General features: G+C 60.0%; 27 protein-coding genes and 1 pseudogene. 14 read left to right on the top strand and 14 right to left on the bottom strand.

Features of this window, described 5'->3' with window-relative positions:
• Positions 1-83: 83 nt before the first annotated feature.
• Genes AB4N47_RS00590 through AB4N47_RS00580 form a run of 3 tightly spaced genes read left to right on the top strand, consistent with a single transcriptional unit; the run spans position 84 to position 2,874 of the window.
• Positions 84-1,397 (top strand): C4-dicarboxylate transporter DctA, encoded by a 1,314-nt coding sequence (locus tag AB4N47_RS00590; protein WP_056790521.1) that lies wholly within the window; start codon positions 84-86, stop codon positions 1,395-1,397.
• Between the two features lie 49 nt (positions 1,398-1,446).
• Complete coding sequence (locus AB4N47_RS00585) at positions 1,447-2,151, top strand: FadR/GntR family transcriptional regulator (protein ID WP_016773102.1); 705 nt, start codon at positions 1,447-1,449, stop codon at positions 2,149-2,151.
• Between the two features lie 18 nt (positions 2,152-2,169).
• Entirely contained in the window at positions 2,170-2,874 is a 705-nt protein-coding gene (locus tag AB4N47_RS00580) for a GntR family transcriptional regulator (RefSeq protein ID WP_341639225.1), read from the top strand.
• 113 nt (positions 2,875-2,987) lie between these two features.
• On the opposite strand, the gene yjiA is transcribed toward AB4N47_RS00580, so the two are convergent.
• The 3 genes from yjiA to AB4N47_RS00565 all read right to left on the bottom strand — a co-directional run bounded on the left by yjiA (position 2,988) and on the right by AB4N47_RS00565 (position 6,397).
• Positions 2,988-3,965, bottom strand: a complete 978-nt coding sequence (yjiA, locus tag AB4N47_RS00575) for a GTPase (RefSeq protein ID WP_341639226.1) — start codon at positions 3,963-3,965, stop codon at positions 2,988-2,990.
• A 152-nt stretch (positions 3,966-4,117) separates the two neighbouring features.
• Positions 4,118-4,315 (bottom strand): YbdD/YjiX family protein, encoded by a 198-nt coding sequence (locus AB4N47_RS00570; RefSeq protein WP_003228401.1) that lies wholly within the window; start codon positions 4,313-4,315, stop codon positions 4,118-4,120.
• A gap of 15 nt (positions 4,316-4,330) precedes the next feature.
• A complete protein-coding gene (locus tag AB4N47_RS00565) occupies positions 4,331-6,397 on the bottom strand; it encodes a carbon starvation CstA family protein (RefSeq protein WP_016773099.1) in 2,067 nt (688 codons plus the stop codon).
• Between the two features lie 159 nt (positions 6,398-6,556).
• Between AB4N47_RS00565 and AB4N47_RS00560 the strand changes: the two genes are divergently transcribed.
• Positions 6,557-6,925, top strand: a complete 369-nt coding sequence (locus AB4N47_RS00560) for a PilZ domain-containing protein (protein ID WP_341639227.1) — start codon at positions 6,557-6,559, stop codon at positions 6,923-6,925.
• Positions 6,926-7,094: 169 nt separating this feature from the next.
• Here AB4N47_RS00560 and radA read toward each other — a convergent pair whose 3' ends face one another.
• From radA to katB, 3 genes are read right to left on the bottom strand one after another with little or no spacing between them, the layout of a single operon-like run.
• On the bottom strand, positions 7,095-8,462 hold the full coding sequence (radA, locus tag AB4N47_RS00555; RefSeq protein WP_003228407.1) for a DNA repair protein RadA: 1,368 nt from the start codon (positions 8,460-8,462) through the stop codon (positions 7,095-7,097).
• Positions 8,463-8,509: 47 nt separating this feature from the next.
• Positions 8,510-9,055: an ankyrin repeat domain-containing protein gene (locus AB4N47_RS00550; RefSeq protein ID WP_341639228.1), complete on the bottom strand. Its 546-nt coding sequence runs from the start codon at positions 9,053-9,055 to the stop codon at positions 8,510-8,512.
• Positions 9,056-9,112: 57 nt separating this feature from the next.
• Positions 9,113-10,654: a catalase KatB gene (gene katB / locus AB4N47_RS00545; protein WP_341639229.1), complete on the bottom strand. Its 1,542-nt coding sequence runs from the start codon at positions 10,652-10,654 to the stop codon at positions 9,113-9,115.
• A 285-nt stretch (positions 10,655-10,939) separates the two neighbouring features.
• Here katB and mscL point away from each other — a divergent pair, with 285 nt between their 5' ends.
• Positions 10,940-11,353, top strand: coding sequence for a large-conductance mechanosensitive channel protein MscL (mscL, locus tag AB4N47_RS00540; protein ID WP_341639230.1), 414 nt, complete (start codon positions 10,940-10,942; stop codon positions 11,351-11,353).
• A gap of 45 nt (positions 11,354-11,398) precedes the next feature.
• On the opposite strand, the gene AB4N47_RS00535 is transcribed toward mscL, so the two are convergent.
• Positions 11,399-12,175 (bottom strand): ferredoxin--NADP reductase, encoded by a 777-nt coding sequence (locus AB4N47_RS00535; RefSeq protein WP_341639231.1) that lies wholly within the window; start codon positions 12,173-12,175, stop codon positions 11,399-11,401.
• A 312-nt stretch (positions 12,176-12,487) separates the two neighbouring features.
• Here AB4N47_RS00535 and AB4N47_RS00530 point away from each other — a divergent pair, with 312 nt between their 5' ends.
• A complete protein-coding gene (locus tag AB4N47_RS00530; protein WP_341639232.1) occupies positions 12,488-13,198 on the top strand; it encodes an autoinducer binding domain-containing protein in 711 nt (236 codons plus the stop codon).
• A 174-nt stretch (positions 13,199-13,372) separates the two neighbouring features.
• On the top strand, positions 13,373-14,497 hold the full coding sequence (locus AB4N47_RS00525) for a class I SAM-dependent methyltransferase (RefSeq protein WP_341639233.1): 1,125 nt from the start codon (positions 13,373-13,375) through the stop codon (positions 14,495-14,497).
• A gap of 71 nt (positions 14,498-14,568) precedes the next feature.
• Here AB4N47_RS00525 and AB4N47_RS00520 read toward each other — a convergent pair whose 3' ends face one another.
• The 3 genes from AB4N47_RS00520 to AB4N47_RS00510 all read right to left on the bottom strand — a co-directional run bounded on the left by AB4N47_RS00520 (position 14,569) and on the right by AB4N47_RS00510 (position 17,278).
• Complete coding sequence (locus AB4N47_RS00520) at positions 14,569-14,736, bottom strand: DUF2474 domain-containing protein (RefSeq protein WP_341639234.1); 168 nt, start codon at positions 14,734-14,736, stop codon at positions 14,569-14,571.
• 85 nt (positions 14,737-14,821) lie between these two features.
• Positions 14,822-15,829 (bottom strand): cytochrome d ubiquinol oxidase subunit II, encoded by a 1,008-nt coding sequence (gene cydB, locus AB4N47_RS00515; RefSeq protein WP_016773089.1) that lies wholly within the window; start codon positions 15,827-15,829, stop codon positions 14,822-14,824.
• Positions 15,830-15,832: 3 nt separating this feature from the next.
• Positions 15,833-17,278 (bottom strand): cytochrome ubiquinol oxidase subunit I, encoded by a 1,446-nt coding sequence (locus AB4N47_RS00510; RefSeq protein ID WP_024014409.1) that lies wholly within the window; start codon positions 17,276-17,278, stop codon positions 15,833-15,835.
• 470 nt (positions 17,279-17,748) lie between these two features.
• On the opposite strand from AB4N47_RS00510, the gene AB4N47_RS00505 reads away from it, so the two are divergent.
• From AB4N47_RS00505 to AB4N47_RS00495, 3 genes are all read left to right on the top strand, one after another.
• Complete coding sequence (locus AB4N47_RS00505; protein WP_206421530.1) at positions 17,749-18,984, top strand: MFS transporter; 1,236 nt, start codon at positions 17,749-17,751, stop codon at positions 18,982-18,984.
• A gap of 100 nt (positions 18,985-19,084) precedes the next feature.
• Positions 19,085-19,363 (top strand): type II toxin-antitoxin system RelE/ParE family toxin, encoded by a 279-nt coding sequence (locus tag AB4N47_RS00500; RefSeq protein WP_038861219.1) that lies wholly within the window; start codon positions 19,085-19,087, stop codon positions 19,361-19,363.
• Between the two features lie 14 nt (positions 19,364-19,377).
• Positions 19,378-19,665: a HigA family addiction module antitoxin gene (locus tag AB4N47_RS00495; RefSeq protein WP_016773085.1), complete on the top strand. Its 288-nt coding sequence runs from the start codon at positions 19,378-19,380 to the stop codon at positions 19,663-19,665.
• A 4-nt stretch (positions 19,666-19,669) separates the two neighbouring features.
• On the opposite strand, the gene AB4N47_RS00490 is transcribed toward AB4N47_RS00495, so the two are convergent.
• Together AB4N47_RS00490 and AB4N47_RS00485 are read right to left on the bottom strand one after the other, a co-directional pair.
• Positions 19,670-20,221 (bottom strand): DJ-1 family glyoxalase III, encoded by a 552-nt coding sequence (locus tag AB4N47_RS00490; RefSeq protein ID WP_341639235.1) that lies wholly within the window; start codon positions 20,219-20,221, stop codon positions 19,670-19,672.
• A 67-nt stretch (positions 20,222-20,288) separates the two neighbouring features.
• A complete protein-coding gene (locus AB4N47_RS00485) occupies positions 20,289-20,735 on the bottom strand; it encodes a DUF4879 domain-containing protein (protein ID WP_341639295.1) in 447 nt (148 codons plus the stop codon).
• 220 nt (positions 20,736-20,955) lie between these two features.
• On the opposite strand from AB4N47_RS00485, the gene AB4N47_RS00480 reads away from it, so the two are divergent.
• Together AB4N47_RS00480 and trmA are read left to right on the top strand one after the other, a co-directional pair.
• Positions 20,956-22,251 carry an NCS2 family permease gene (locus AB4N47_RS00480; RefSeq protein WP_071173664.1) on the top strand — a complete coding sequence of 432 codons (1,296 nt, stop codon included), beginning with the start codon at positions 20,956-20,958 and terminating at the stop codon, positions 22,249-22,251.
• Positions 22,248-23,327, top strand: a complete 1,080-nt coding sequence (gene trmA / locus AB4N47_RS00475; protein ID WP_263217720.1) for a tRNA (uridine(54)-C5)-methyltransferase TrmA — start codon at positions 22,248-22,250, stop codon at positions 23,325-23,327. The genes AB4N47_RS00480 and trmA overlap by 4 nt, the downstream gene beginning before the upstream one ends.
• 54 nt (positions 23,328-23,381) lie before the next feature.
• On the opposite strand, the pseudogene AB4N47_RS00470 reads toward trmA, so the two are convergent.
• A pseudogene (locus AB4N47_RS00470) lies at positions 23,382-23,827 on the bottom strand (DUF2442 domain-containing protein).
• A gap of 293 nt (positions 23,828-24,120) precedes the next feature.
• On the opposite strand from AB4N47_RS00470, the gene aroQ reads away from it, so the two are divergent.
• Positions 24,121-24,561, top strand: coding sequence for a type II 3-dehydroquinate dehydratase (gene aroQ, locus AB4N47_RS00465; protein WP_341639236.1), 441 nt, complete (start codon positions 24,121-24,123; stop codon positions 24,559-24,561).
• A 5-nt stretch (positions 24,562-24,566) separates the two neighbouring features.
• A complete protein-coding gene (locus tag AB4N47_RS00460) occupies positions 24,567-25,421 on the top strand; it encodes a shikimate dehydrogenase (RefSeq protein ID WP_460154385.1) in 855 nt (284 codons plus the stop codon).
• 117 nt (positions 25,422-25,538) lie between these two features.
• Here AB4N47_RS00460 and AB4N47_RS00455 read toward each other — a convergent pair whose 3' ends face one another.
• Entirely contained in the window at positions 25,539-26,216 is a 678-nt protein-coding gene (locus AB4N47_RS00455) for a TetR/AcrR family transcriptional regulator (RefSeq protein WP_024014415.1), read from the bottom strand.
• Positions 26,217-26,293 lie beyond the last annotated feature (77 nt).

The following is a 26,293-nucleotide window of genomic DNA, read 5'->3' as shown; positions in this document are numbered from 1 at the left end:
TACCGGTAAGACCACAATAATTAAGTCCTGAATCCGCTGCGCCACGCGTACGGCAGCCAGGACACCGACCCAGGATTCCTCCCATGCTCAGATGGTGCTCGCGCTCAATCTTCCTTCAAGTGGTTCTCGGACTGATGCTCGGCATCGTCTGCGGGCTGACCCTTCCTGAATACTCCGCCCAGTTGAAACCGCTCGGCGATGGCTTCATCAAATTGATCAAGATGCTCATTGGCCTGATCGTGTTCTGTGTGGTGGTCAGCGGCATCAGCGGCGCGGGCGATCTGAAGAAGGTCGGGCGCATCGGCCTCAAGTCGGTCATCTACTTTGAAGTGCTGACCACCATCGCTCTGGTGATCGGTCTGGTATTCGCCTTCAGCACCGGCATTGGCAGCGGCGCGAACATTCATCTGGAGCAGCTCTCCAGCGCCGACATGGGCGACCTCGCCGAGCGCGGCCAGCACATGCACACCACCACGCAATTTCTGATGGACCTGATCCCGACCTCGGTGATCGGCGCCTTCGCTGACAACAATATTCTGCAAGTGCTGCTGTTTTCGGTGCTGTTCGGCAGTGCGCTGAATCTGGTCGGCGAAGCGGCTTCCGGGATTTCGCGATTGATCAACGAACTCAGCCACGTGATCTTCCGCATCATGGGCATGATCGTCCGGCTGGCGCCGATCGGCGTGTTCGGTGCCATCGCCTTCACCACCAGCAAATACGGTCTGGATTCGTTGCAGCACCTGGGCAGTCTGGTCGGTCTGTTCTACCTGACCTGCGTCGCCTTCGTCGCGCTGATCCTCGGTCTGGTGATGCGCGTTTCCGGCCTGCGCATGTGGCCGCTGCTCAAGTACCTGCGGGAAGAACTGCTGATCGTGATGGGCACCGCCTCTTCCGACGCCGTGCTGCCGCAGATCATGCGCAAGCTCGAACACCTCGGTATCGGCAGTTCGACGGTGGGTCTGGTGATCCCGACCGGGTACTCGTTCAACCTCGACGGTTTCTCGATCTACCTGACCCTGGCCATCGTGTTCATCGCCAACGCCACTGGCACACCGCTGGCGATGACCGACTTGCTGACCATTCTGCTGGTGTCGCTGATCACCTCCAAAGGCGCCCACGGCATTCCCGGTTCGGCGCTGGTGATTCTCGCCGCGACGCTGACGGCGATCCCGGCGATTCCCGTAGTCGGTCTGGTGCTGGTGTTGGCCGTGGACTGGTTCATGGGCATCGGCCGCGCGCTGACCAATCTGATCGGCAACTGCGTCGCCACCGTGGCCATCGCCCGCTGGGAAAAGGACATCGACGTGCAGCGCGCGAACAAGGTGCTCAACGGCGAACAGGGCTATAACTTTCAACCGCGAAAAACCGTCGCTCCGGCGGCGGCCAAAGAATTCTGAATGAGTGCCGTGCCTGCCAATGCGCAGGCACGGCGCAGGGAGCCAATACGTGATTACAACGTCAACCGTCGTCAATTCAGTGGTGGAAAAACTCCGCGCCGCGTTGGCCCGAGGCCAGTGGCGCTCCGGCGACATGCTGCCGGGCCAGCGCGAACTGGCCGAACAGCTGGGCATCAGCCGGCCGAGTCTGCGCGAAGCGGTGATCGTCCTCGAAACCCTCGGCCTAGTGCGCTCGATGCCCGGCAAAGGCGTAGTCGTCCTCGATGCGCAACTCAGCGACAGCCAGAGCCACGACAGCGCAGTCGCCGGCGCCAGTCTCGAAGACGTGCTGCAACTGCGCTACACCCTTGAGCCGTTCATCGTCGGGCTGGTCGCGCAATCGATCAGCAGCAAGGAAGTCGGCCAGTTGCGCCTGACCCTGATGGACATGCGCGAAGCCCTCGAGGCCGGTGACAGCGAAGCCGGGGTCAGCGCCTACATCGCCTTCCACGAAGAACTGTTCACGCTGACTTCGAACCCGATTTTCCAGAGCGTGGTGCAGCAGACCAGCAATGCCCTCAAGCAAAGCGCCGAAGTGTTGCGCAATTCCCCGGAACATCTGGCCGAACGTCTGGAAGAAAACGAAGCGGTGGTCCGCGCGATCCGCAGCAAGAACAGCGCTCAGGCCAGCGCCGAAATGCGTCGGCACATTCTGCGCGAAGGCCAGCGCATGGGCGTTGAGCTGAACATCCCGGACGACAACCTGCCCACCTGATTTGCCAGGAGAACGGCCATGAACAGTTTTGCTTCAGCCTCGCATGCGCATTCGACCGCCCTGCCCGTCTCTCGCCTGGGCACGCCGACGGAGGATCTGTATCCGCGACTGTTCGACGCGATCCTCGAACAGCGTATCGATGAAGACAGCCGGTTCACCGAGGACAGTCTGCAAGCAATGTTCGGCGCCGCCCGCGCCGATGTACGACGGGTGCTGACGCAGTTGTCCCATGAGCGGATCGTGGTGTTGCGCGCCAATCATCGACCACGAGTGGCCGCGCCTGATCGTGAACTGATCCGGCAGACCTTGCATGCGCGACGGCTGGCTGAAAACACCTTGGTGCGGTTGGCGTGTCAGCGTCCGCAGCCAGACGATCTGAAATGCTTGCGCACGTTGCTAGAGCGCGAGAAGCGCGCCTTCGAGCAGGATCGGCGCGGAGCGGCGATTCGGTTATCGGGGGAGTTTCATCTGCAGTTGGCGCGGATGGCGGGGAATGTGCCGCTGGCGCATTTTCTGCGCAGTCTGGTGCCGTTGACGTCGCTGGCGATTGCGCGGAGTCAGGGCTCGACGCGAAGCTGTTGCGCATGGCAGGAGCATTTGGCGTTGGTTGAGGTTGTGGAGCGAGGTGATGTTTCCAAGGCCGGCATGTTGATGAATCGGCATCTGGATCATCTTGAGCAGACGCTGCTCGGTTCTGACCATGGTCATTGTGCTGTCGGCTAGATCGCCTTCGCGAGCAGGCTCGCTCCCACAGTAGAACGCATTCTGTCAGGAGGAATGCAGTCCACTGTGGGAGCGAGCCTGCTCGCGAAGAGGCCCTTTGAGCTGTTGAAATATCAGGCTTGTTGCGCCGCTACTCGCGCAAACCCCGCCCGAATCTTCTCTTCCGGCAAGTCATCGGCAATAAACACGATCAAACTCTCCCGCGCCTCGCCCTCGGCCCATTCGGTGTCCCAGTCGAAACCATAGAGTTTCAGCACACCCTGAAATACCAAGCGCCGATCTTCGCCGGCAATGTTCAGCACGCCTTTGTAGCGCAGCAATTGCTTGCCGTGCTCTTCCAGCAGTTCGTTCATGAACTCGCTGAGCTGATCGATATCCAGCGCCTGATCGGTGCGCAGCACCAGACTGGAGATGCGATCGATCGACGGCGCCTTGCTCACCGGACGCAGGCTCAGACCGCCGCCCAAATCAGCATTGAGGTTGAAGCCGCGCACATCCAGCAGTTCGGCCAGATCGATGTTGCCATGCTCGACCACGCGGATCGGCGCGCGGCGGTTGATTCGCGTAAGGCGTTCGCTCAGCGCGGTGAACGTCGCCTCATCGACCAGATCGGTCTTGCTCACCAGCAAGCGATCGGCGAAACCGATCTGCGCCTGGGCAATGGTCTGGGTCAGGTGCACGTCGGCGTGAGCGGCGTCGACCAGGGTGATGATGCCGTCGAGCAGATAACGCTCGCGCAGCTCTTCATCGATGAAAAAGGTCTGCGCCACCGGCGCCGGATCGGCCAGACCCGTGCACTCGATCACCAAACGGTCGAAGGCGATCTCGCCGCTGTCCAGACGTTCGAGCAGCAGGTACAGCGCCTTGGTCAGATCGGTGTGAATGGTGCAGCAGACGCAGCCGTTGGCCAGGGTCATGACTTGCACCGGCTCGTCACCCAGCAACTGAGTGTCGATGCCGGCGTCGCTGAATTCGTTTTCGATCACGGCGATTTTCAGGCCGTGCTCGGCTTTCAATAAATGACGCAGCAAGGTGGTCTTGCCGGCGCCGAGGAAACCGCTGAGAACCGTTACCGGAATGGGAGAAGACAAAACCCGATCTCCTGAAAAGAACACAAAAACAAATGTGGGAGCGAGCCTGCTCGCGAAAGCGGTGTGTCAGTCAAATCATTCATCAACTGACACTCCGTATTCGCGAGCAGGCTCGCTCCCACAGGGGATTACCTCAACCGCAGGCTGTCAGCTCAACAGCACTTCGGCCCACCCTTGCCACCGTAACGGGCTTCCTGACGTTCGCGAAAGAACATCTCGTAGCTCATCACCGGTTTGTCCGGGTGTTTGGTCTGCATATGCTCGACGTAGGTGTCGTAGTCGGGCATGCCGACCATCAGGCGTGCGGCCTGACCGAGGTATTTACCGAGGCGACTCAGGTCATTGAACATGCTGCAATCCTCTGGTTACGCATCCGGCAGGGCCTGGAATGGCGATTCTTTATCCGTACGCTCCTTTTTGCCCCAGGCGGCAATGCCGACCTTGAGCGCATAGAACAGGATGCTGAAGACCACGAACAGGAACAGCGCGGTGAGTGTGGCGTTGGTGTAGGCGTTGAAGATCACGTGCTGCATCTGCTCGACGCTCTTCGCCGGTGCCAGCACCTGACCGTTGGCCAGCGCATCGCTGTACTTCTTGGCCAGGGACAGGAAGCCGATCGCCGGGTTGGCGTCGAACAGCTTGATGAAGCCAGCAGTAGTGGTGCAGATCAACAGCCAGGTGGCCGGCAACAGGGTGACCCAGATGTAGCGCTGGCGCTTCATTTTGATCAGGACCACGGTGCCGAGCATCAGCGCGATACCGGCGAGCATCTGGTTGGAGATGCCGAACAATGGCCACAAGGTGTTGATGCCGCCCAGAGGATCGATCACGCCCTGATACAGCAACCAGCCCCACATCGCCACACAACCGGCGGTGGCGATCAGGTTGGCGCCCCACGATTCGGTGCGTTTGAGCGCTGGTACGAAGGAACCGAGCAGGTCCTGCAGCATGAAGCGTCCGGCACGGGTGCCGGCGTCGACAGCGGTGAGGATGAACAGCGCTTCGAACAGGATCGCGAAGTGGTACCAGAACGCCATGGTGTTTTCACCCGGCAGGACACTGTGCAGGATCTGCGCAATACCGACCGCCAGGGTCGGCGCGCCACCGGCGCGAGCCAGAATGGTGGTTTCGCCGATGTCATGGGCAACCGCTTGCAGCGCTTCCGGTGTGATCGCAAAGCCCCAGCTCGTGACAACCTGCGCCACCGAAGCGACGTCACTGCCGACGACTGCGGCCGGGCTGTTCATGGCGAAGTACACGCCCGGCTCGATCACCGAAGCGGCAACCATGGCCATGATCGCCACGAACGATTCCATCAGCATGCCGCCGTAACCGATGTAGCGGGCGTTGGTTTCGTTATCCAGCAGCTTCGGCGTGGTGCCCGACGAGATCAGCGCGTGGAAACCCGATACCGCGCCGCAGGCGATGGTGATGAACAGGAACGGGAACAGACCGCCCTTCCACACCGGCCCGGTGCCGTCGACGAACTGGGTCAGCGCCGGCATTTTCAGCTCGGGCATGGTGATCAGGATGCCGATCGCCAGGGCGACGATGGTGCCGATCTTGAGGAAGGTCGACAGGTAGTCACGTGGCGCGAGAATCAGCCAGACCGGCAGCGATGCAGCGACGAAACCATAGCCGACCAGCATCCAGGTAATCTGCACACCGGTGAAGGTAAAGGCTTTGGCCCATACCGGATCGGCAGCAATCTGCCCGCCCAGCCAGATCGAACCGAGCAGCAGCAACACACCGACCACGGAGATTTCGCCGATGCGGCCGGGGCGGATGTAGCGCATGTAGATGCCCATGAACATCGCGATCGGGATGGTCGCCATCACGGTGAAGATGCCCCACGGGCTCTCGGCGAGGGCCTTGACCACGATCAGCGCCAGCACCGCGAGGATGATGATCATGATCAGGAAGCAGCCGAACAGTGCGATGGTCCCGGGAATCCGGCCCATCTCTTCACGCACCATATCGCCCAGGGAACGGCCGTTGCGTCGGGTCGACATGAACAGGACCATGAAGTCCTGCACCGCGCCCGCCAGCACCACACCGGCAATCAGCCAGAGTGTGCCGGGCAGATACCCCATCTGCGCCGCCAGCACCGGACCGACCAGCGGCCCCGCGCCAGCGATGGCCGCGAAGTGGTGACCGAAAAGAATGTGTTTGTTGGTCGGCACATAGTCCAGACCATCGTTGTTGAGCACGGCGGGGGTGGCCCGACGCGGATCCAGTTGCATCACGTTGTTGGCGATGAACAGACTGTAGTAACGGTACGCAACCAGATAGATGGCCACGGCAGCGACCACAATCCACAAGGCGTTGATCGCCTCGCCGCGGCGCAATGCCACTACGCCAAGGGCGCACGCTCCTACGATTGCCAGCACGAGCCAGGGTAAGTGGCGCAGCAGGCTATTATTATTTTTCATTTTATTATTCCAGCCAGGGTGGACAAGAAAGACAGCCACCCCGAGTTTAGCGCTTACGGCGCCAAAGGCCATACCCCGACATAGGTCTAGACGCTTGAGCGATTGGCTGGCGCCCGCATTCGCGGTCTATAGTCAGCGAACCTTCATGAGGATTGCGCCATGAGCGAGCACCCCGCCAATCGACGTCGTTTCAAACGTATTGCGTTCGATGCCCGAACCGAGCTGAAACAGGGCGAGTACATCTGGCCGGTCAAACTGATCGACCTTTCGCTCAAGGGCCTGCTGATCGAGCGACCGGAGCCGTGGCTTGGAGATAAGGAGCAAGACTTTTTCGTCGATATTCACCTGAGCGATGACGTCGACATCGAAATGGATGTGCATCTGACCCATGAGGAAAAAGGCCATTTGGGATTTGTCTGCCGGCACATCAGCCTGGAATCGATCCAGCGCCTGCGCCGCTTGATCGAACTGAATCTGGCGGATGAGGCCGAGCTGGAACGCGAACTGGGTGCCCTGATCGAAATCTAGCCCCCCCAATCCCAATTTGGAATGCTCCTGTGGTGATGGGGATTTATGTGGTGAGGGGACTTATGTGGCGAGGGGATTTATCCCCGTTGGGCTGCGCAGCAGACCCGTTTTTTCAGGGCCGCTACGCGCCCCAACGGGGATAAATCCCCTCACCACAGAGGTTCGGCATTCACTCAAACAGTGCGTCGAGGGCTTGTTCGAGGCGCGTCACGGCAATGATCTGCAACCCCGCCGGCGCTTCCTTCGGTGCGTTGCCCTTGGGCACGATCGCGCGTTTGAAGCCATGCTTGGCCGCTTCCTTCAACCGCTCCTGCCCGCTCGGCACCGGGCGTACCTCGCCGGACAGGCCGACTTCGCCGAACACCAGCAGGTCATGGGGCAGCGGCCGGTTGCGCAGACTCGACATCACCGCCGCCATCAACGCCAGATCCGACGCCGTCTCCAGCACCTTCACGCCACCGACCACGTTGAGGAACACGTCCTGATCGTGGGTCGGAATCCCGCCGTGGCGGTGCAGCACAGCGAGCAACATCGCCAATCGGTTCTGATCCAGCCCCAGCGTCACCCGACGCGGGTTGGCCAGATGGCTGTCATCGACCAGCGCCTGCACTTCCACCAGCATCGGTCGGGTGCCTTCCCACGTCGCCATGACCACACTGCCCGGGACTTCTTCCTGAGCGCGGGTGAGAAAAATCGCCGATGGGTTGGAGACTTCTTTCAGGCCCTTGTCGGTCATGCCGAACACGCCCAACTCGTTGACCGCGCCGAAACGGTTTTTCACCGCCCGCAGCAGACGCAGTCGACCATCGGATTCACCTTCGAAATACAGCACCGTGTCGACCATGTGTTCCAGAACACGCGGACCGGCCAGCGCACCTTCTTTAGTGACGTGGCCGACGAGGAAGATCGCCGTGCCGCTCTGTTTGGCGTAGCGCACCAGCAACGCCGCACTTTCACGCACCTGCGACACGCCGCCCGGGGCCGATTGCAGTTGTTCGGTGAAAATGGTCTGGATCGAGTCGATCACCATCACCTTGGGCTTTTCCTGGCGGGCAGTGGCAATGATGGTTTCGATGCAGGTTTCGGTCATCACCCGCAGTTGATCCTGCGGCAGGCCGAGACGGCGAGCGCGCATCGCCACTTGCTGCTGGGATTCTTCACCAGTGACGTACAGCGCAGGCATGCTCTTGGCCAGATTGCACAGGGTCTGGAGCAGGATTGTCGACTTGCCGATCCCCGGATCACCGCCAATCAGCACCACCGAGCCATCGACCAGACCACCGCCGAGTACGCGATCAAGCTCACCGGAGGCGGTGGAAAAACGTGGAATCTCTTCGATGCTGACTTCGGCGAGCGTCTTGATCTGCGCCTGCTGGCCAGCCCAACCGGTGCGCCCGGTGGGTGCCGTGGCGCCGCCGCTTTCGATCATGGTTTCGGTCAGGGTGTTCCAGGCACCGCACTCACCGCACTGCCCGGCCCACTTGGGAAAGGTTGCGCCGCACTCGGTGCAGCCGTACATGCGCTTGGCCTTGGCCATCAGAACCCCCGGAACAAAAGAGGCGATGATAACGCAGCCATCGCCGATCAGCGCGGCGCAGCGGTGCGGATTTCACCGCTGGCCAGACGCGCGGCACTGTTGCCCAGCGGATCCTCGGCGTTGAGGTCGGCGCCCTTGGCTTTCAACGCATCAAGCAAATCCAGACGCTTGAACAGCCCGGCGTACATCGCCGCGGTCTGCCCGGCGCCGTTACGTTGGTCGGGGCTGCAATCGGTGGCCATCAGGCGCCGGGCGATCTGCAATTCGCCTTTGAAAATCGCGCCCATCAGCGCCGTGTTGCCGCGTTGATCCTGAGCACAGGCGTCCGCGCCCGCTGCCAACAGTCGCTCAACCGCCGGCGCCTGACCGTGATAGGCCGCCAGAATCAGCGCGGTGTAACCCTTGCTGTCGCGGGTATCGAGGGAATAGCCGGACTCGATGAAGGTCTCGAGCATTGGCACGTCGCCACGGCGGGCGGCGTCGAAGTAGTAATCCTGCAACTGCGCCTTGATTGCCTCGGGGCTTTGCTCGACCGGTGCCGCCCACGCGCTGAACGACAGGCACCCGGCCAGGCACAAAAGAAAAATACGCATCGGGCTCTCCTTGAGCGCACGCGAGGCGGGACAGCCCTCGCGTGCGCCGCATCGCTATCAGTCGGTCAGTTTGGCCGCCAGTGCTTTCACACGGCTGAGGTCGCCTTTGGCCACTTCGGTCACACCGCTGCCGTACTCGGGGTCAGCCTTGTACAGGAAGGACAGGATGATGTGCTTGCTCTCGTCATCGGTGGTGGCCAGCGAGCCGCCGAAGCTGTCGATCAGGTCGCGACGTTCCTGCTTGCTGTACGAGCGATACAGATCACCGGCCTGCTTGAAGTTCTGCTCACGCTGAATCTTCGCCTGCTGGGTGGTGCCCGCCAGCGCCGATTGGCTGTAACGCGCCGATGGCGTCTCTTCACGCGGTTGCAGGCGGCTTGGCTGGTAGTTGACGCCGGACTGGCTGGCGCCAAAATTCATCGCACCATCCTGATTGCCATTGTTCACTGCGGTTTTCGGAGCGTTGATCGGCAATTGCAAAGCGTTGGCGCCGAGGCGATACATCTGCGTATCGGCATAAGAGAACACTCGGCCCTGCAACAAACGATCTTCCGAAGGTTCGATACCCGGAACTACGTTGGCCGGTGCCATGGCAACTTGTTCAGTTTCCTGGAAGACATTGGCCGGATTACGGTTCAAGACCATTTGTCCAACTTTGCGCTCGGCAATACCCGGCCAGATCTTGGTTGCATCCAATGGATCGAAATCAAACTTGGACAAATCCTGTGGCTTGAGAACTTGCACGTACAAGTCCCACTTCGGAAAGTTGCCTTTGTTGATATTACTTACCAAGTCATTGGTCATATGACTGTAATCCTGACCTTGAACTTCGCCGACCTGTTTTGGCGTGAGGTTTTTGATGCCTTGAAGACTCTTCCAGTGAAACTTCACATAGTGAACTTCATTCCTGGCATTGATCAGCTTATAGGCATGAACACCATTGCCATCCATCTCCCGATAACTGGCCGGAGTGCCGTAGTTGGAATACAACTCGGTCAGTGTGCGGGTGGCTTCCGGTACATGGGAGAAGAAGTCGAACCGGCGCGAATCGTCGTCGAGGTTGGTGCGTGGATCGGGCTTGAAGGCGTGGACCATGTCCGGGAATTTGATCGCATCGCGGATGAAGAAGGTCGGGAAATTGTTGCCGACCAGATCCCAGTTACCGTCAGCGGTGTAGAACTTGGTGGCGAAACCACGCGGGTCACGCAGGGTTTCCGGGGAATGGTTGCCATGCACCACCGCCGAGAAACGCACGAATACCGGCGTGCTCTGGCCTGCGGCGAACACCTTGGCCTTGCTCAGGTCGCTGAGGTCATTGGTCACGGTGAAGGTGCCATGAGCGCCGGTGCCGCGTGCATGTACCACGCGCTCGGGAATACGCTCACGGTCGAAGCGTTGCAGCTTCTGGATCAGTTGCACATCCTGCAGCAGCACCGGGCCGGTGGCGCCGGCAGTTTGCGAGTTCTGATTGTCACCGACAGCAGCGCCGTTATCGCGGGTCAGCGGAGCGGCGTTGACCGAGAAGGTCAGCAGGCTGGCGGTGAGAACGCCGAGAGTGCGGCGATGGGGAAAAGCCCCCAGTCCAAGAGCGGAAGTCATATCAGGTTCCTCTGGTTTTATTGGGCGCATCCAGGTGCGCCACAGCAAGGCTAGAGGCCCGTGCCGAGGAACATAAATAGAAAGAACGTAACGCCATGATTGAAGAAATTGGCTTTCCCGTCAGCGGGTTAAAGCGTATTCCGCGCGCGATTGCTGGCATTTTGCAAACTAATCGTCAATTGATGTGTCGATAAAAACGGGCATTGTAAGAAGGTGTTTCGCGCAGGAGGCGTTTCGCTGATTTACACTGCCTACACCAAACTCATCTGTAACAAGGAAATAACTATGGGCGTGCTTAGCGAGTTCAAGGCCTTCGCGGTCAAAGGCAATGTGGTCGACATGGCCGTCGGTATCATCATCGGCGCGGCGTTCGGCAAGATCGTTTCGTCGTTTGTCGGCGACGTGATCATGCCGCCGATTGGCCTGTTGATCGGTGGGGTGGACTTCAGTGATCTGGCTGTCACGCTCAAAGCCGCCCAGGGCGACGCGCCCGCCGTGGTGCTGGCTTACGGCAAATTTTTGCAGACGGTGCTGGATTTCGTGATTGTCGCGTTTGCGATCTTCATGGGCGTCAAAGCCATCAACCGCCTCAAGCGCGAAGAAGCCGTAGCCCCGACCACGCCGCCGATCCCGAGCAAGGAAGAGCAACTGCTGGGCGAAATCCGCGACCTGCTCAAGGCGCAGAACGAGCGGCCCTGAGGCATTCGCTACAGATTGAAACGGCACCCGCGGGTGCCGTTTTCGTTACCAGTAATTCTCCACCGCAACCTGCCCCGGCTTGCGCGTCAGGCTCAGGCGCATGTCGCGCTGTTTCAGCAAGGCGCGTGTGTCGTCGATCATCTGCGGATTGCCACACAGCATCACTCGCGAATGCTCTGGCGAGAGTTCAACCCCTGCCGCTCGTTCCAGTTCGCCGTTTTCGATCAACGTGGTAATCCGGCCCTGCAACGCGCCTGGATGCGCTTCGCGGGTCACAGTGGGGATGAATTGCAGCTTGTGGGCGTATTCACTCAGATAGTCACGTTGCGCCAACCCGGCGATCAACTCTCGATAGGCCAGTTCCCGCGCCTCCCGGACGCTGTAAACCAGAATGATCCGCTCGAATTTCTCCCAGACCTCGAAGTCCTGCAGGATCGACAGAAAGGGCGCCACCCCGGTGCCGGTCGACAATAACCACAGGTCTCGGCCGTCGACAAAACGATCCAGCGTCAGGTAGCCGAACGCCTGGCGCTCGACCATCAAGCTGTCGCCGACCTGTAGCCGGCTCAGCTCACTGGTGAATTCGCCGCCCGGCACGACGATGGAAAAGAACTCGAGAAACTCATCGAACGGCGACGACACCATCGAATAGGCGCGCCAGACCGTGCTGCCATCGGCCTTGGTCACGCCCAGCCGGGCGAACTGGCCGGCACGGAAGCGAAAGCCGGGATCACGGCTGGTGCGCAGCGTGAACAGGTTCGGCGTCAACGGTTGCACATCGAGCAAGGTCTGGGTGGTGTACTTCTCGGCACTGGCAGTCATGAGGCACTCCTTGAAACGATTGCCCACAGTGTCCCGCAAAATCGCGCTGCCAAACACTCCTGATTGGTAATGGTATTGACGGGATCAGCGCTAGACATTCGATTTGCTGGCAATACTGGATCTAGAGCAATAGCTTTAAGATGCCAGTTAAAATATAACAGCCTGTATTGCTAAGAACGCTTTTATAAAAAACACCAAAGTTTCAATCTCGAAAGAATGTAAGGCGTTTTGCAGGAAAGATCCTACACTTCGATTCGTGCCGGATTTTTTGGATCCATTTGGCGCCCCTATATCAGGATGGAGGCAAAGTTCATGGAAACGTGGAAGGAATCACAATTGAAACAACTGACATTTGCCAAAGGCATTGAGGTGGCATACCCGATACTGCTGAGATTTGCCGAGAATCTGGGCTTTAACTATTGTGCGATAGCGGTGACCTCCCCCCATCGCGATGTCCATTTGAATGCCTTGCAAATCAATAACTATCCGAAAGAATGGAACATTCAGTACAACAAAGAGAACTACCGCAATATTGATCCGGTAATAGCGCATTGCAATCATTCGGTATTGCCGATCGTCTGGGAAGAAAGAGTGTTCACCGATGCGCCAGAATTGTGGCTGGCGTTAAAGCAAAATGGACTGCAGCATGGCTGGTCGCAGGCCTTTCATGACGACACCAGTGGTTTGTGCAGCATCATCAGCCTGGCGCGCACCCACTGCCCGATCAGCCCGCTCGAGCTGTACGAGCATTACGGTTATCTGTTTTTTGCCAACCGACACTTCAGTGACCTGTATGCCCGCACCGTTCCCACACCGGCCAAGCCCAGCAAGCCGAGGCTATCGTCCGGGGAGCTGGAAATCATGAAACTGTCCGCCTTAGGCAAGACCGCTCACGATATCTCGAGAATCCTCAGCCTGAGCGAACGCACCGTTAACTATCATGTGCAAAACGTCATCGAAAAATTCAACGTCTGCAACAAGATTTCCGCAGTGATTGCCGCCGCTCGTGCCGGCATCATCTGACAGCTGCGCGTTATCGCACGGTAATCCTGCGAGTATTTAGGCGCAAAAAAACGTACCATTCAGGCCTTTCCAAGTGATGACGCAACCTGCTTGCATCGCAGTCCACTTGGTCGGATCCCGTCGCACCATCTGCCGGCAACGGGATATCTGCCGAATATCCTGAGTCCCCGCCCCATGCCCTTGCTCGAAACGCCTTTCGCCCAGCTCGACCTGATCCGCCAGCCTGAACAGCAGAATGAACCGCTGCAAGCCTTCGATGCGGCGGACGAATACCTGCTCAATCATCTCGCCAGCGAACAACCTGCGAGCAGCACCCGCGTGCTGGTGCTCAATGACAGCTTTGGCGCCTTGGCGATCAGTCTGTTGGACAAGGTCGAGGTGAGCAGTAGCGGCGATTCGTTCCTGGGTTTCGTCGGGCTGGAAAAGAATCTGCTGCGCAATGGCCAGGCGTTCGATGCGATTCGTCCGACTCCGGCCAGTGAGCCCTTGGTCGGGCCGTTTGACCGGGTGCTGATCCGCGTCCCCAAAACCCTGGCGCTGTTGGAAGAACAGCTGATCCGCCTGCAAGGACAACTCGCTCCCGGCGCGCAAGTGATCGCCGCCGCCATGGTCAAGCATCTGCCGCGCGCTGCCGGCGACCTGCTGGAGCGCTACGTTGGTCCTGTGCAGGCATCGCTGGCAGTGAAAAAGGCGCGATTGCTGATCGCCACACCTGAAAGCAAAGCGCCCGCCACATCGCCCTACCCCACTCGCTATCGCCTCGACGAACCGGCGATCGAATTGCTTAACCACGCCAATGTGTTCTGCCGCGAAGGCCTCGACATCGGCACTCGCGCGTTTCTGCCGCATCTACCGAAAAACCTTGGCCACGCGCGAGTCGCCGACCTCGGTTGCGGCAACGGTGTTCTGGCAATCGCCAGCGCCTTGCAGAACCCGGATGCGCATTACACGCTGGTCGACGAATCGTTCATGGCGGTGCAATCGGCTGCCGAGAACTGGCGCGCGGCATTGGCCGATCGCGAAGTCAGCGTGCGCGCTGGCGATGGTCTGGCCGGGCAGGCGCCGCAGTCGCTGGACGTGGTGCTGTGCAACCCGCCGTTCCATCAGCAGCAGGTGGTTGGCGATTTCCTCGCCTGGCGCATGTTCCAACAGGCGCGCGAGGCACTGGTGGTCGGCGGTGCGCTGTACATTGTCGGCAACCGGCATCTGGGCTATCACAGCAAACTGGCGCGTCTGTTTCGTGGTGTCGAGCAAGTGGCGGCGACGCCGAAATTCGTCATCCTCAAGGCGCGCAAATAAATCTGCGGCATAAAAAACCCTCCGTGAGGAGGGTCGCAAGTCCATACCCGAAGGCGCCGGGACGGGATGTTTCAGTGGGTGGTCAAACCTGCGGCATTCATGAACATGCGCATCAGGCTGGCGGCGATGAACAACACGCCGACACTGCCAACCCAGATCAGAGCCAACCAGCCGAGCCGCTGCCACAGCGGCTTTTTTTCGGCTTCTTCAATGTCGTGCATGGAATTTTTGCCGGTCATTGCATCGATCTCCGTTAAGCCAAGGCGTCACTGCGGACGCCTTCGCGAGCAGGCTCGCTCCCACAGGGCAAGCCCCAGCATGGGATTAGTGATAACCGTCTTCGTGGGTGACCTTGCCGCGGAACACGTAGTAGCTCCAGAAGGTGTAACCGAGGATGAACGGAATGATGAACAGCGTGCCGACCAGCATGAAGCCCTGACTTTGCGGCGGCGCGGCGGCGTCCCAGATCGAGATCGACGGCGGCACGATGTTCGGCCACAGGCTGATGCCCAGACCGCTGTAGCCGAGGAAAATCAGCACCAGGGTCAGCAGGAACGGCGTGTAGTTGGCGTTACGTGCCACCGCGCGGATCAGGCCGTACAAGGTGACCAGCACCAGAATCGGCACCGGCATGAACCAGAACAGATTCGGCATGCTGAACCAGCGCGAGGCGATTTCCGGATGCGACAGAGGCGTCCACAGGCTGACGATACCAATCACTGCCAGCAGGACGAATGCCAGCGGTCGCGCCAGATCATGCATCTGTTCCTGCAATTTGCCTTCGGTTTTCATGATCAGCCAGGTGCAGCCGAGCAAGGCATAGGCCACCACCAGCGCCGCGCCGCAGAACAGCGTGAACGGCGTCAGCCAGTCCAGTGAACCACCGGCGAACTGGCGATTGACCACCGGCAGACCATCGATGAACGCTCCCAGCGCCACGCCCTGAAAGAACGTCGCCGCGATCGAACCACCGATAAATGCCTTATCCCACAGGTGACGTTTTTCATCCTTGGCCTTGAAGCGGAACTCGAAAGCCACGCCGCGAAAGATCAGGCCCATGAGCATGAAGATCAGCGGCAGGTACAGCGCCGACAACACCACCGAATAGGCCAGCGGGAAGGCGCCGAACAACGCCGCGCCACCCAGTACCAGCCAGGTTTCGTTGCCGTCCCAGACCGGGGCGACAGTGTTCATCATCACGTCGCGATCGGTCTTGCCGGGCACGAACGGGAAGAGAATGCCGATGCCCAGGTCGAAGCCGTCCATGACCACGTACATCATGATGCCGAAGATGATGATCACGGCCCAGATCAGCGGAAGATCGATACCCATGAGTCAAATCTCCTTGGTCAAGCGAGTGTTGTCTTCGTGCTCGCCCTCGGCCGGGTCGTCGGCTGCGGACAACGGACGCGCCGGGGTGCGTTTCTTGCCTGGACCACCGTCCGGTGTTTCGCTGCCTTCGCTGATCTTCGGCCCTTTGCGCACCAGGCGCATCATGTAGCCGAGACCGGCGCCGAACAGGGCGAAATAGACCACGACGAACATGATCAGGGTGATGCTCATCTGCATGAAGCTGTGGTTCGACGAAGCATCGGCAGTGCGCATCAAACCGTAGACCACCCATGGCTGACGGCCGATTTCCGTGGTGAACCAGCCGGCGAGAATCGCGATCAGACCGGACGGCCCCATCCACAAGGCCAGATGCAGGAACGGCCGCGAGGTATACAGCGAGTCGCGTTTGCGCAGCCACAGACTCCACAAACCGGTGAAGATCATCAGGAAACCGAGGCCGACCATGATCCGGAACGACCAGAACACGATGGTCGAATTCGGCCGGTCTTCCGGTGGGAACTCCTTCAGCGCCGGCACTTGTTTATCCAGCGAGTGGGTGAGGATCAGGCTGCCGAGGTATGGAATCTCTACGGCGAACTTGGTGCGTTCCTCTTTCATGTCCGGCCAGCCGAACAGGATCAGCGGCGTCGCTTCGTCGCCATGGTTTTCCCAGTGGCCTTCGATCGCAGCGATTTTCGCTGGCTGATGCTTGAGCGTGTTGAGGCCGTGGAAGTCGCCGATCACCGCTTGAATCGGCGCGACGATCAACGCCATCCACATCGCCATCGACAGCATGGTGCGGATCGCCGGGTTGTCCCTGCCGCGCAGCAGGTGCCAGGCCGCCGACGAGCCGACGAAGAACGCCGTAGCGACGAACGCGGCCGTGGCCATGTGCATCAGCCGGTAAGGGAATGACGGGTTGAAGATGATTGCCAGCCAGTCGGTGGGGATCACCTGACCGTTGACGATTTCAAAGCCTTGCGGGGTCTGCATCCAGCTGTTGGAGGCGAGAATCCAGAAGGTCGAAATCAGCGTGCCGATCGCCACCATCACCGTCGAGAAGAAGTGCAGGCCGCGCCCGACCTTGTTCCAGCCAAACAGCATCACGCCAAGGAAACCGGCCTCGAGGAAGAACGCTGTGAGCACTTCATAAGTCAGCAACGGCCCGGTGACGGCACCGGCGAAGTCGGAGAAGCGACTCCAGTTGGTGCCGAACTGATAGGCCATGACCAGCCCGGAAACCACGCCCATGCCGAAGTTGACGGCAAAAATCTTCGACCAGAAATGGTAGAGATCGCGGTAGGTGTCGTTGCGGGTCTTCAGCCACAAACCTTCGAGCACTGCCAGGTAACTCGCCAGGCCAATGGTGATGGCCGGGAACAGAATGTGGAACGAGATGGTGAACGCGAACTGAATTCGGGCGAGATCGAGAGCCTCTAAACCGAACATATGGCTTCCTCTGTCAGGTAATACGGGTAGCTGGCCCGGAGGCCTGCACCACTGCCCCCACGGATATGGAGTGCGGCGAATTCGGATTCGTTCTTTTTTTGCAACCATCGCAACGCAGGGAGTCTGGCCAAATGGCCGCCAGATCAGTTCCGGTCGGGGTCTTGATCTGGATCAAGCAACGTTGAAAGAGTAGTCCCATTTCTGCCAATGAACTGCGTGGTGGTTTGCCGCGTGACAACTTGCCTCACTCTCCTGTGGCCAGGGGATTTATCCCCGTTGGGTCGCGCAGCGGCGCCAAAATCTCGAAGCGACGACTGCTGCGCAGCCGAACGGGGATAAATCCCCTCACCACAGGGTTGATTGTCAGCATGAAAGATCGATGTCTGGCTAAGTGAATTGTTTCTCGTAGCAACTTCCTGTTACAGACTGGTGATAATCTCGCTGTTCACTCGTCCAAGACCTGCCTTCAGATGCCCACACAAGAGCCCCTGCTGTTACGTCACCATCGTCCGTTCATGGCTTTCTGGCTGGCGCGGATTTTCACCGCCAGCGGTTTTCAGATGCTTACAGTGGCGATCGGCTGGAACCTGTATCAACTGACCGGCAACGTGCTGGATCTGGGCCTGGTCGGGCTGGTCGAATTCGCCCCGCGCGTGCTGTTCATGCTGCACACCGGGCACGTTGCCGATCGCTATGATCGGCGCAAGGTCGCCGCACTCTGCCAGTCATTGCAGGCATTGATTGCCTTGGCGCTGGCCATCGGCAGCGCCACCGACCATGTCACCCGCGAGATGATTTTCATCCTCGCCTTCCTGCTCGGCGCCGCCCGTTCGTTCGAGATGCCGACGACTCAGGCGCTGCTGCCCAGCATCGTCCCCAGTGCGCTTTTCCCCCGCGCAGTTGCCGCCGCGCAATCGGCGCAGCAGTCGGCCACTATCGTCGCCCCGGCCCTCGGCGGTTTGCTCTATGCATTCGGCAGCGTCTGGGTCTACGGCCCGACCGTGCTGCTGTATGTGATCGCCTGTTCGCTGATGCTCAACCTGCCGGCACGCCAGACGCCATTGAATAAAGGTAAAGCCACGCTGGACTCGCTGCTGGCGGGGATTCGCTTCATCCGCAGCCGCCCGGACATCCTCGGCGCGATATCCCTGGACTTGTTCGCCGTGTTGCTCGGCGGCGCCACGGCGTTGCTGCCGGTGTTCGCCAAGGACATTCTGCTGACCGGCCCGTGGGGTCTGGGCTTGCTGCGTTCGGCACCAGCGGTGGGTGCCCTGCTGATGTCGCTGTTTCTCGCGCGATATGCCGTCGAACGCAACGTGGGCCGAGTGATGTTCACCGCCGTCGGCATCTTTGGCGTCGCGACCATCGCTTTCGGTCTGTCGACCTCGTTCTGGTTCTCGCTGGCGGTGCTGGTGGTGCTCGGCGCAGCGGACATGATCAGCATGGTCATCCGTGCCTCGTTCGTACAGCTGGAAACTCCCGACGAAATGCGCGGCCGGGTCAGCGCGGTGAACGGGCTGTTCATCGGCGCATCGAACCAGTTGGGCGAATTCGAATCCGGCCTCACTGCCCACTGGTTCGGCACCGTGCCGGCGGTGGTGATGGGCGGGATCGGCACCCTGGTGGTGACGGGGACGTGGATCAAACTGTTTCCGACGTTGGCGAATCGGGACCGGATGCATGTGCCGGTGGAAGAGAAGGTCTGAGGTTTTTGGAAAAAACTCACCTGCTCAGCACATATCAAGCGACAACGTGCGGTACATAGTTACCGCACTGAGTGTAATGTATCGCCTTACACTCGCCGCCATGATCAAATCCTTTCAGCACAAAGGCCTTCGTGGCTTCTATGAAACAGGTACGACTCGTGGAATTCGTGCCGACCATGCAAAACGGCTGTCGCGCATGTTGCAGTTCATGGATCGAGCAACACTTCCCGGCGATCTGGACTTGCCGGGCTGGCGCCTGCATCCGTTGAAAGGCGAGCTGAGTGAATACTGGTCGCTCAGCGTTTCAGGCAACTGGCGAGTGATCTTTCGTTTTGTCGGTTCGGATATCGAATTGGTCGATTATCTGGACTACCACTGACAGGAGGCAGGCTCATGCCCATGCACAACCCGCCACACCCCGGTGAAACCCTGCTGCTGGATGTCTTGCCCGAGCTTGGTATCAGCGTGAGCGAATTGGCCCGGCACCTTGGCTTTGCACGCCCGCATCTTTCACGCGTACTGCACGGACATGCGCCAATCAGCCCGGATCTGGCAGTACGACTTGAGCGTGCAGGGATCGGCAAGGCGCGCGTTTGGCTAGGCGTCCAAACCGACTACGATCTTTGGCAAGCGGAGCACCGTGAGCAACCCATGATAGAACCCCTCGCAGCCCATGGCTGACCCGTCAGGCCATCAACTCTCCCGCCACCCTCGCCCGCAATGCCTTGCCACCAAGCTGCTCGACCAGGGTCAGGGCAAATTCCAGTGCCGCGCCCGAGCCTTGCGCGGTGATGCAGTTGCCGTCGACCACCACCGGTTGATCAACAAACGTACAGCCGGACAACTGATGGCTGGCGCCGGGCAGGCAGGTCATGCGTCGCTGGCGCAGCACGCCTGATACCTGGAGGGCGGTGGCTGGGGCTTCGCCGATGGCGGCGAACAGGCGGCCGGCGCTGGCTTGGTCCTTGAGCAACTGCTGCAAGGGCTGATGCGCCGCCAGATGAAGGGAACCGACGACACCGCCCGGCAGGACAATCAGGTCAAAAGTCTGTGCCAGTACATCGACGAGCATGCCGTCGGCGGTCAGCCGGGTGCCGCGTGCGCAGGTCAGCATGCGCCGGCCTTCGATGCTGGCGGCGACCACTTCGATGCCGGCGCGGCGCAGCACGTCGATCAAGGTCACGCTTTGCAAATCGTCGATGCCTTCGGCGAGGGCAATCAGGGCTCTGGAAGTCATGGGCGCTTTCCGCTGGGTAGTCAGTCAAGCGTAGTCAGCTTTGTCCCACCTTGTTCGCAGACAGCCGTTACTTGATGTAAAGCTGAGTCGAAAGCGTGTTGCGCGGAGCGTTGATCGAGGTGTTGCTGAAGTTGAAGGTGCCTTGCTGTTTGCCGGCCAGATCGAAGGTATAAAGAGAACCGACGGTTTTGCTGCCAGGGGTGCATTCAGTGAGATTGCCATTATCGAAGGCGCACACCGGACCTCGGGTGCCGTTGACCTCGAAGCCATCCAAAGTCACGTGTGGCTGGTTCTGGCCATAGCCGACTTCCAGCACATAGACTTTGATATTCGGCCCGCTGTGATTGCATTGGGTTTGCGGCTGGTTATCGGCAATATCTTCCAGGCCGCAGGACGGTGACTGCACTTTGATCACCTTCACCTCGGAGAGTGGCGGCGCCGATGCCGCGAACGCCGGAGCTGTCAGCAGCAGTGCTGCAATCCATCCGAAAATCCTGATCCCGCCGTTGCGCATGCCTGCCCACTCCAAAAAATCAGCGCGCAGTATGGCGCAGTTGTCGGCTGCGCAAAACTTCGCCGACGATCGACACCAACATCCGCCAAATTCCTCACGCGGCTGGTATGATGCGCGGCTTTTTCCGGCCCACGACAATTTCCCAGGCGCTTGCGACGGTCTGTGCTTTGCTGTTGAGGTCGATACATTCACGGCGCCACGCGCGCCACGGGGAGCAGACATGCTGGAAAGGCTGTTTCAACTCAAGGCACACAACACCAACGTGCGCACCGAAATTCTTGCGGGCGTCACGACTTTCCTGGCCATGGCTTACATTCTGTTCGTCAACCCGAGCATCCTCGGCGAGACCGGCATGGACAAAGGCGCGATCTTTGTCGCCACCTGTCTGGCGGCCGCCATCGGCTCGACCGTGATGGGCCTGATCGCCAACTACCCGATCGCCCTCGCTCCGGGCATGGGCCTGAACGCCTTCTTTACCTACACCGTGGTGCTGCACATGGGCCACACCTGGCAGGTGGCGCTGGGTGCGGTGTTCATTTCCGCCGTGCTGTTTTTCCTGCTGTCGATCTTCCGCATCCGTGAATGGATCATCAACGCCATTCCACTGCCGCTGCGCTCGGCGATCGCCGCCGGTATCGGCCTGTTCCTGGCGCTGATCGCCCTGCACAACGCCGGTATCGTGGTCAGCAACCCGGCGACCATGGTCGGCCTTGGCGATCTGACCAAACCGGCGCCGATTCTGGCCACCGTCGGCTTCGCCGTGATCGTAGCTCTCGAAGCGCTGAAAGTGCGCGGCGCAGTGCTGATCGGCATTCTGGCAGTGACCATCGCCTCGATCGTGCTGAACGTCACCGAGTTCGGCGGCATCCTGTCGATGCCGCCGTCGCTGGCGCCGACCTTCCTGCAACTGGACATCAAAGGGGCACTGGACATCGGTCTGGTCAGCGTGATTTTCGCCTTCCTGTTCGTCGACCTGTTCGACAACTCCGGGACCCTGATCGGCGTCGCCAAGCGCGCCGGCCTGATGGGCAAGGACGGCCACATGCCGAAAATGGGCCGTGCACTGATCGCCGACAGTACGGCGGCCATGGCCGGCTCGCTGCTGGGTACTTCGACCACGACCAGTTACATCGAATCCGCTGCCGGCGTCAGTGCCGGTGGCCGCACGGGCCTGACCGCCATCGTCGTGGCAATCCTGTTCCTGCTGGCGCTGTTCTTCTCGCCACTGGCGGCCAGCGTTCCGGCATTCGCCACCGCGCCAGCGCTGCTGTTCGTCGCCGTGCTGATGACTTCCGGCCTCGCGGAAATAGACTGGGACGACATCACCGTGGCGGCGCCGGTTGTGGTCACCGCGCTGGCCATGCCGTTCACCTATTCGATCGCCAACGGCATCGCCTTCGGCTTCATCGCCTGGACTGCCATCAAGCTGCTGTCCGGCCGTGCCCGTGAGCTGAACCCGGCTCTGGTGATTCTGTCGATTCTGTTTGTGATCAAGTTGGGTTGGTTCAACGCATGAGTTTCGATTCCCAAGCCTACGCCGAACAACTCGAAGCCAAGGTCACGCGCTTGCGTGATCTGCTGGCACCGTTCGATGCACCTGCGCCGACGGTGTTTGATTCGCCGTTGCAGAACTTCCGCCTGCGCGCCGAATTCCGCCTGTGGCGCGAGGGCGGCGAACGGCATTACGCGATGTTCTCTCAGGACGACAAACGCACGCCGATCCTCATTGAGGAATTTCCGATTGCCAGCCTGCGCATCAACCAGTTGATGCCGCAGTTGAAGGCCGCGTGGCAAGCCAGTTCGGCACTGAGCCACAAGTTGTTCCAGGTCGAATTTCTGACCACGCTGGCCGGCGACGCGATGATCACCCTGTGCTATCACCGTCCGCTGGACGAGCACTGGCATGCGGCAGCAACGAAGTTGTCGGCCGATCTCGGCGTGAGCATCATCGGCCGCTCCAAAGGCAAGCGCGAAGTGCTCGGTCAGGACTATGTCGTCGAGAAACTCGAAGTCGGCGGTCGCACCTTCAGCTATCGCCAGCCCGAAGGCGCGTTCACCCAGCCCAACGGCACGGTGAACCAGAAGATGCTCAATTGGGCATACGAAGCCTTGGGCGATCGCAGCGACGATCTGCTCGAGTTGTACTGCGGCAACGGCAACTTCACCCTGCCGCTGGCGACTCGCGTGCGCAAAGTGCTCGCCACTGAGATCAGCAAGACTTCGGTCAACGCGGCCCTGAGCAATCTCAGCGAAAACGCTGTGGATAACGTCACGCTGGTGCGTTTGTCCGCCGAGGAGCTGACCGAAGCGCTCAACGAAGTGCGCCCGTTCCGTCGCCTGCACGGCATCGATCTGAAGAGCTACGAATTCGGCAGCGTCTTCGTCGACCCACCACGCGCCGGCATGGACCCGGACACCTGCGAACTGACCCGGCGCTTCGACAATATCCTCTACATCTCCTGCAACCCGGACACCCTGGCGGCCAACATCGCCCAGTTGCATGACACCCACCGCATTACCAAGTGCGCGATGTTTGATCAGTTCCCGTGGACCCATCACATGGAATCCGGTGTGCTGCTGACCCGGCGTTGATTGCGGGTAGCTGATACGGAAAAGCCGTCGTGATTGACGGCTTTTTTGTGGGTGCTATGGCGCGATATCAGTTTTGCGTGGACGCCCGCCTTTTTTGCCATTGGCTCGCGCTGCCGCAGATTTCGCAGCGCTGCTTTGACGCCCGTTGCGCGATGCGACGACCGACGCGGCCATGCGCATAAGCGGCGGCCTTGCTGAAATCATGCCGGCAATGGAAATATCCAGATCCTTGCCCTCATGGCACAGCGCAGTGCCGCCGAAGCCGATCGTCAGGCTTGCATAATCGGCCGCTTCAAACCCCGCGAATTCGGGATACAGCTTCACCGGAAGCAACACACCGCTGCCGTCCTCGAAACGAATGACCAAAGAGGATTCTTCGAAGCTCACTGACACGGCCTGCAAACTATTGGCCTGTCGTACTTCGCCAAGTGTGATGGCGGCATCGAGCATTCTTCCGTCAGGGGGCGATGCTCCGACGGTTTTGCCTTGATGACTTTCATAATTCGATCTCAACTCCTTCCAACTTGCCGATCAAGGACAGCAGCACCTTGTCTTCATCGGGGTCATAGCGCGCCGAAGGCTAGCGTGGTCATCCGTTCCGGAACAGCGGCAGGAGCAGAAAAAGAGTAAGCAAAGTTCTCACGGCTCGCCTGATTGCGCGCCTGTGCGATCACCGAACACAAAACGCCTTGGTCATTTCTCGGCAATTGACCGATGTAACCATCTAGTACATTTTATCTCCACAGGCCGGAACCTCTCGGCCGATGCCAAAAACAAGAAGTGGAGTTACCCCATGTCCCCTACCGTTCTGGTGCTTAACGGCCCGAACCTGAACCTGCTCGGCACCCGCGAGCCGGCGACTTATGGTCATGAAACCCTGGCGGATATTTCCGCGCTGTGTGGTCGCGCGGCTGACGAGTTCGGTCTGACCGTGGAATTTCGCCAGACCAATCATGAAGGCGAGCTGCTCGACTGGATTCACGCCGCGCGCGGTCGTTGTGCCGGGATCGTGATCAATCCGGCGGCGTGGACGCATACGTCCGTGGCGATTCGCGATGCACTGGTCGCCAGTGAATTGCCGGTGATCGAGGTGCACCTGTCCAATGTCCACGCCCGTGAGCCGTTTCGTCATCATTCATTTGTTTCCGGCATTGCCACGGCGGTGATGTGCGGGTTCGGCAGCCATGGCTACCGCCTGGCGCTGGAGCATTTCGGTCAGCGGTTGCAGAGGTAAGAACCATGTCGCGTTCCAGGGTGATACTCGCCGGGCTGATCGGCGCCGGGATTCAGGCTTCACGCACGCCGGCACTGCATGAGCACGAAGGTGATGCGCAGGGCCTGCGTTATCTGTACCAGCTCATCGACCTCGATCAATTGCGCCTCGACAGCACGGCTCTGCCCGACTTGCTGCAAGCGGCGGAGCGGATGAATTACACCGGGCTGAACATCACTTTCCCGTGCAAACAGGCGGTCATCCCGCTGCTCGATGAGTTGTCGCCGGAAGCCCGTGGCATTGGCGCGGTGAACACGGTGGTGCTGAAGGACGGCAAGCGTGTCGGCCATAACACCGATTGCCTCGGTTTCGCCGAGGGTTTTCGCCGGGGTCTGACGGACGCTGCCCGTGAACGTGTAGTCCAGATGGGCGCCGGTGGCGCTGGCGCGGCGGTGGCCCACGCGCTGCTCAGCGAAGGCGTACGGCAATTGACGATTTTTGATGTCGACCGCGAGCGTGCCGAGAGCCTGGCAAACAATCTGAATCAACATTTCGGCCCCAGTCGCGCACAGGCCGGAGCGGATTTGCCCAGGGCGCTGGCGCAGGCCGATGGTCTGGTCAATACCACGCCGATGGGCATGGCCAAGCTGCCGGGCTCACCGGTGCCGGCCGGGTTGCTGCGCAAGGAAATGTGGGTCGCGGAGATTGTGTATTTCCCCCTGGAAACCGAACTGCTGCGCGACGCCCGCGCCTTGGGTTGCCGCACGCTGGATGGCGGCAACATGGCGGTGTTTCAGGCGGTGAAGGCGTTTGAACTGTTCAGCGGCGTGGTGCCGGATGCGCAGCGCATGCTCGAGCATTTTCAGAGCATGAGTGGCTGAACAACAGGGTAACTCTGTGGGAGCGAGCCTGCTCGCGAAGGCGTCGATTCAGTCAACGAACAGGGCGACTGACGCACCGCTTTCGCGAGCAGGCTCGCTCCCACAGGGAAGATCGATTCAGGCCTTCAGGTAGCGCAACACCGATTCGCAGATCATCTCGCGGTGGCGCTGCTTGATGGTTTCGTCCGGCAGGTCGATCTGGAAGATTTCCCCCAGCGTGTGGCGGTTCGACACGCGATAGAAGCAGAACGAACTGATCAGCAGATGCACGTCCAGCGCATCGATGCCACGCCGGAACAGACCTTCGTCCGCGCCTCGTTGCAGAATCCCGCCCAAGGTATCGAGGATCGTGTTGTTCAGCGCCTTGATCGCATCGGAACGCTTTACGTACTCGGCGTTGTGGATGTTTTCGATGCTGACAATGCGCACGAAATCGACGTTGTGATCGTGGTGGTCGAAGGTGAATTCCACCAACCGACGGATCGCCAGCTCAGGCGGCAGTTCGTCCAGGTGCAGGCGGTTTTCCGTGCTGCGGATATCGCCGTAAAGCTTCTCCAACACCTCGACGTACAACTGCTCCTTGCTGCCGAAGTAGTAATAGATCATGCGCTTGGAGGTGTGGATGCGCTCGGCGATCGCGTCGACGCGAGCGCCGGACAAGCCCTGCTGGACGAACTCGACGATCGCCTCCTGGAGAATGTTCTCGCGGGTCTTTTCCGGATTGTTCTTGCGACTCTTGCGCGGCACTGCCTCGGACTCGACAGCAGCGGCGGAAAGTTCTGAATTCATGGTCATCGCGGGCTCACGGCCATCACTGCACAAGCTGGCGATTATGGGCCGCGCGGGACAGTGAAGGAAGCCGCGCAGCCGGT

It is taken from the genome of Pseudomonas sp. S3_G06 (assembly GCF_054667565.1).
Note: the sequence above shows the minus strand (reverse complement) of the source record. Positions and strands in the feature narration are given on the sequence as shown.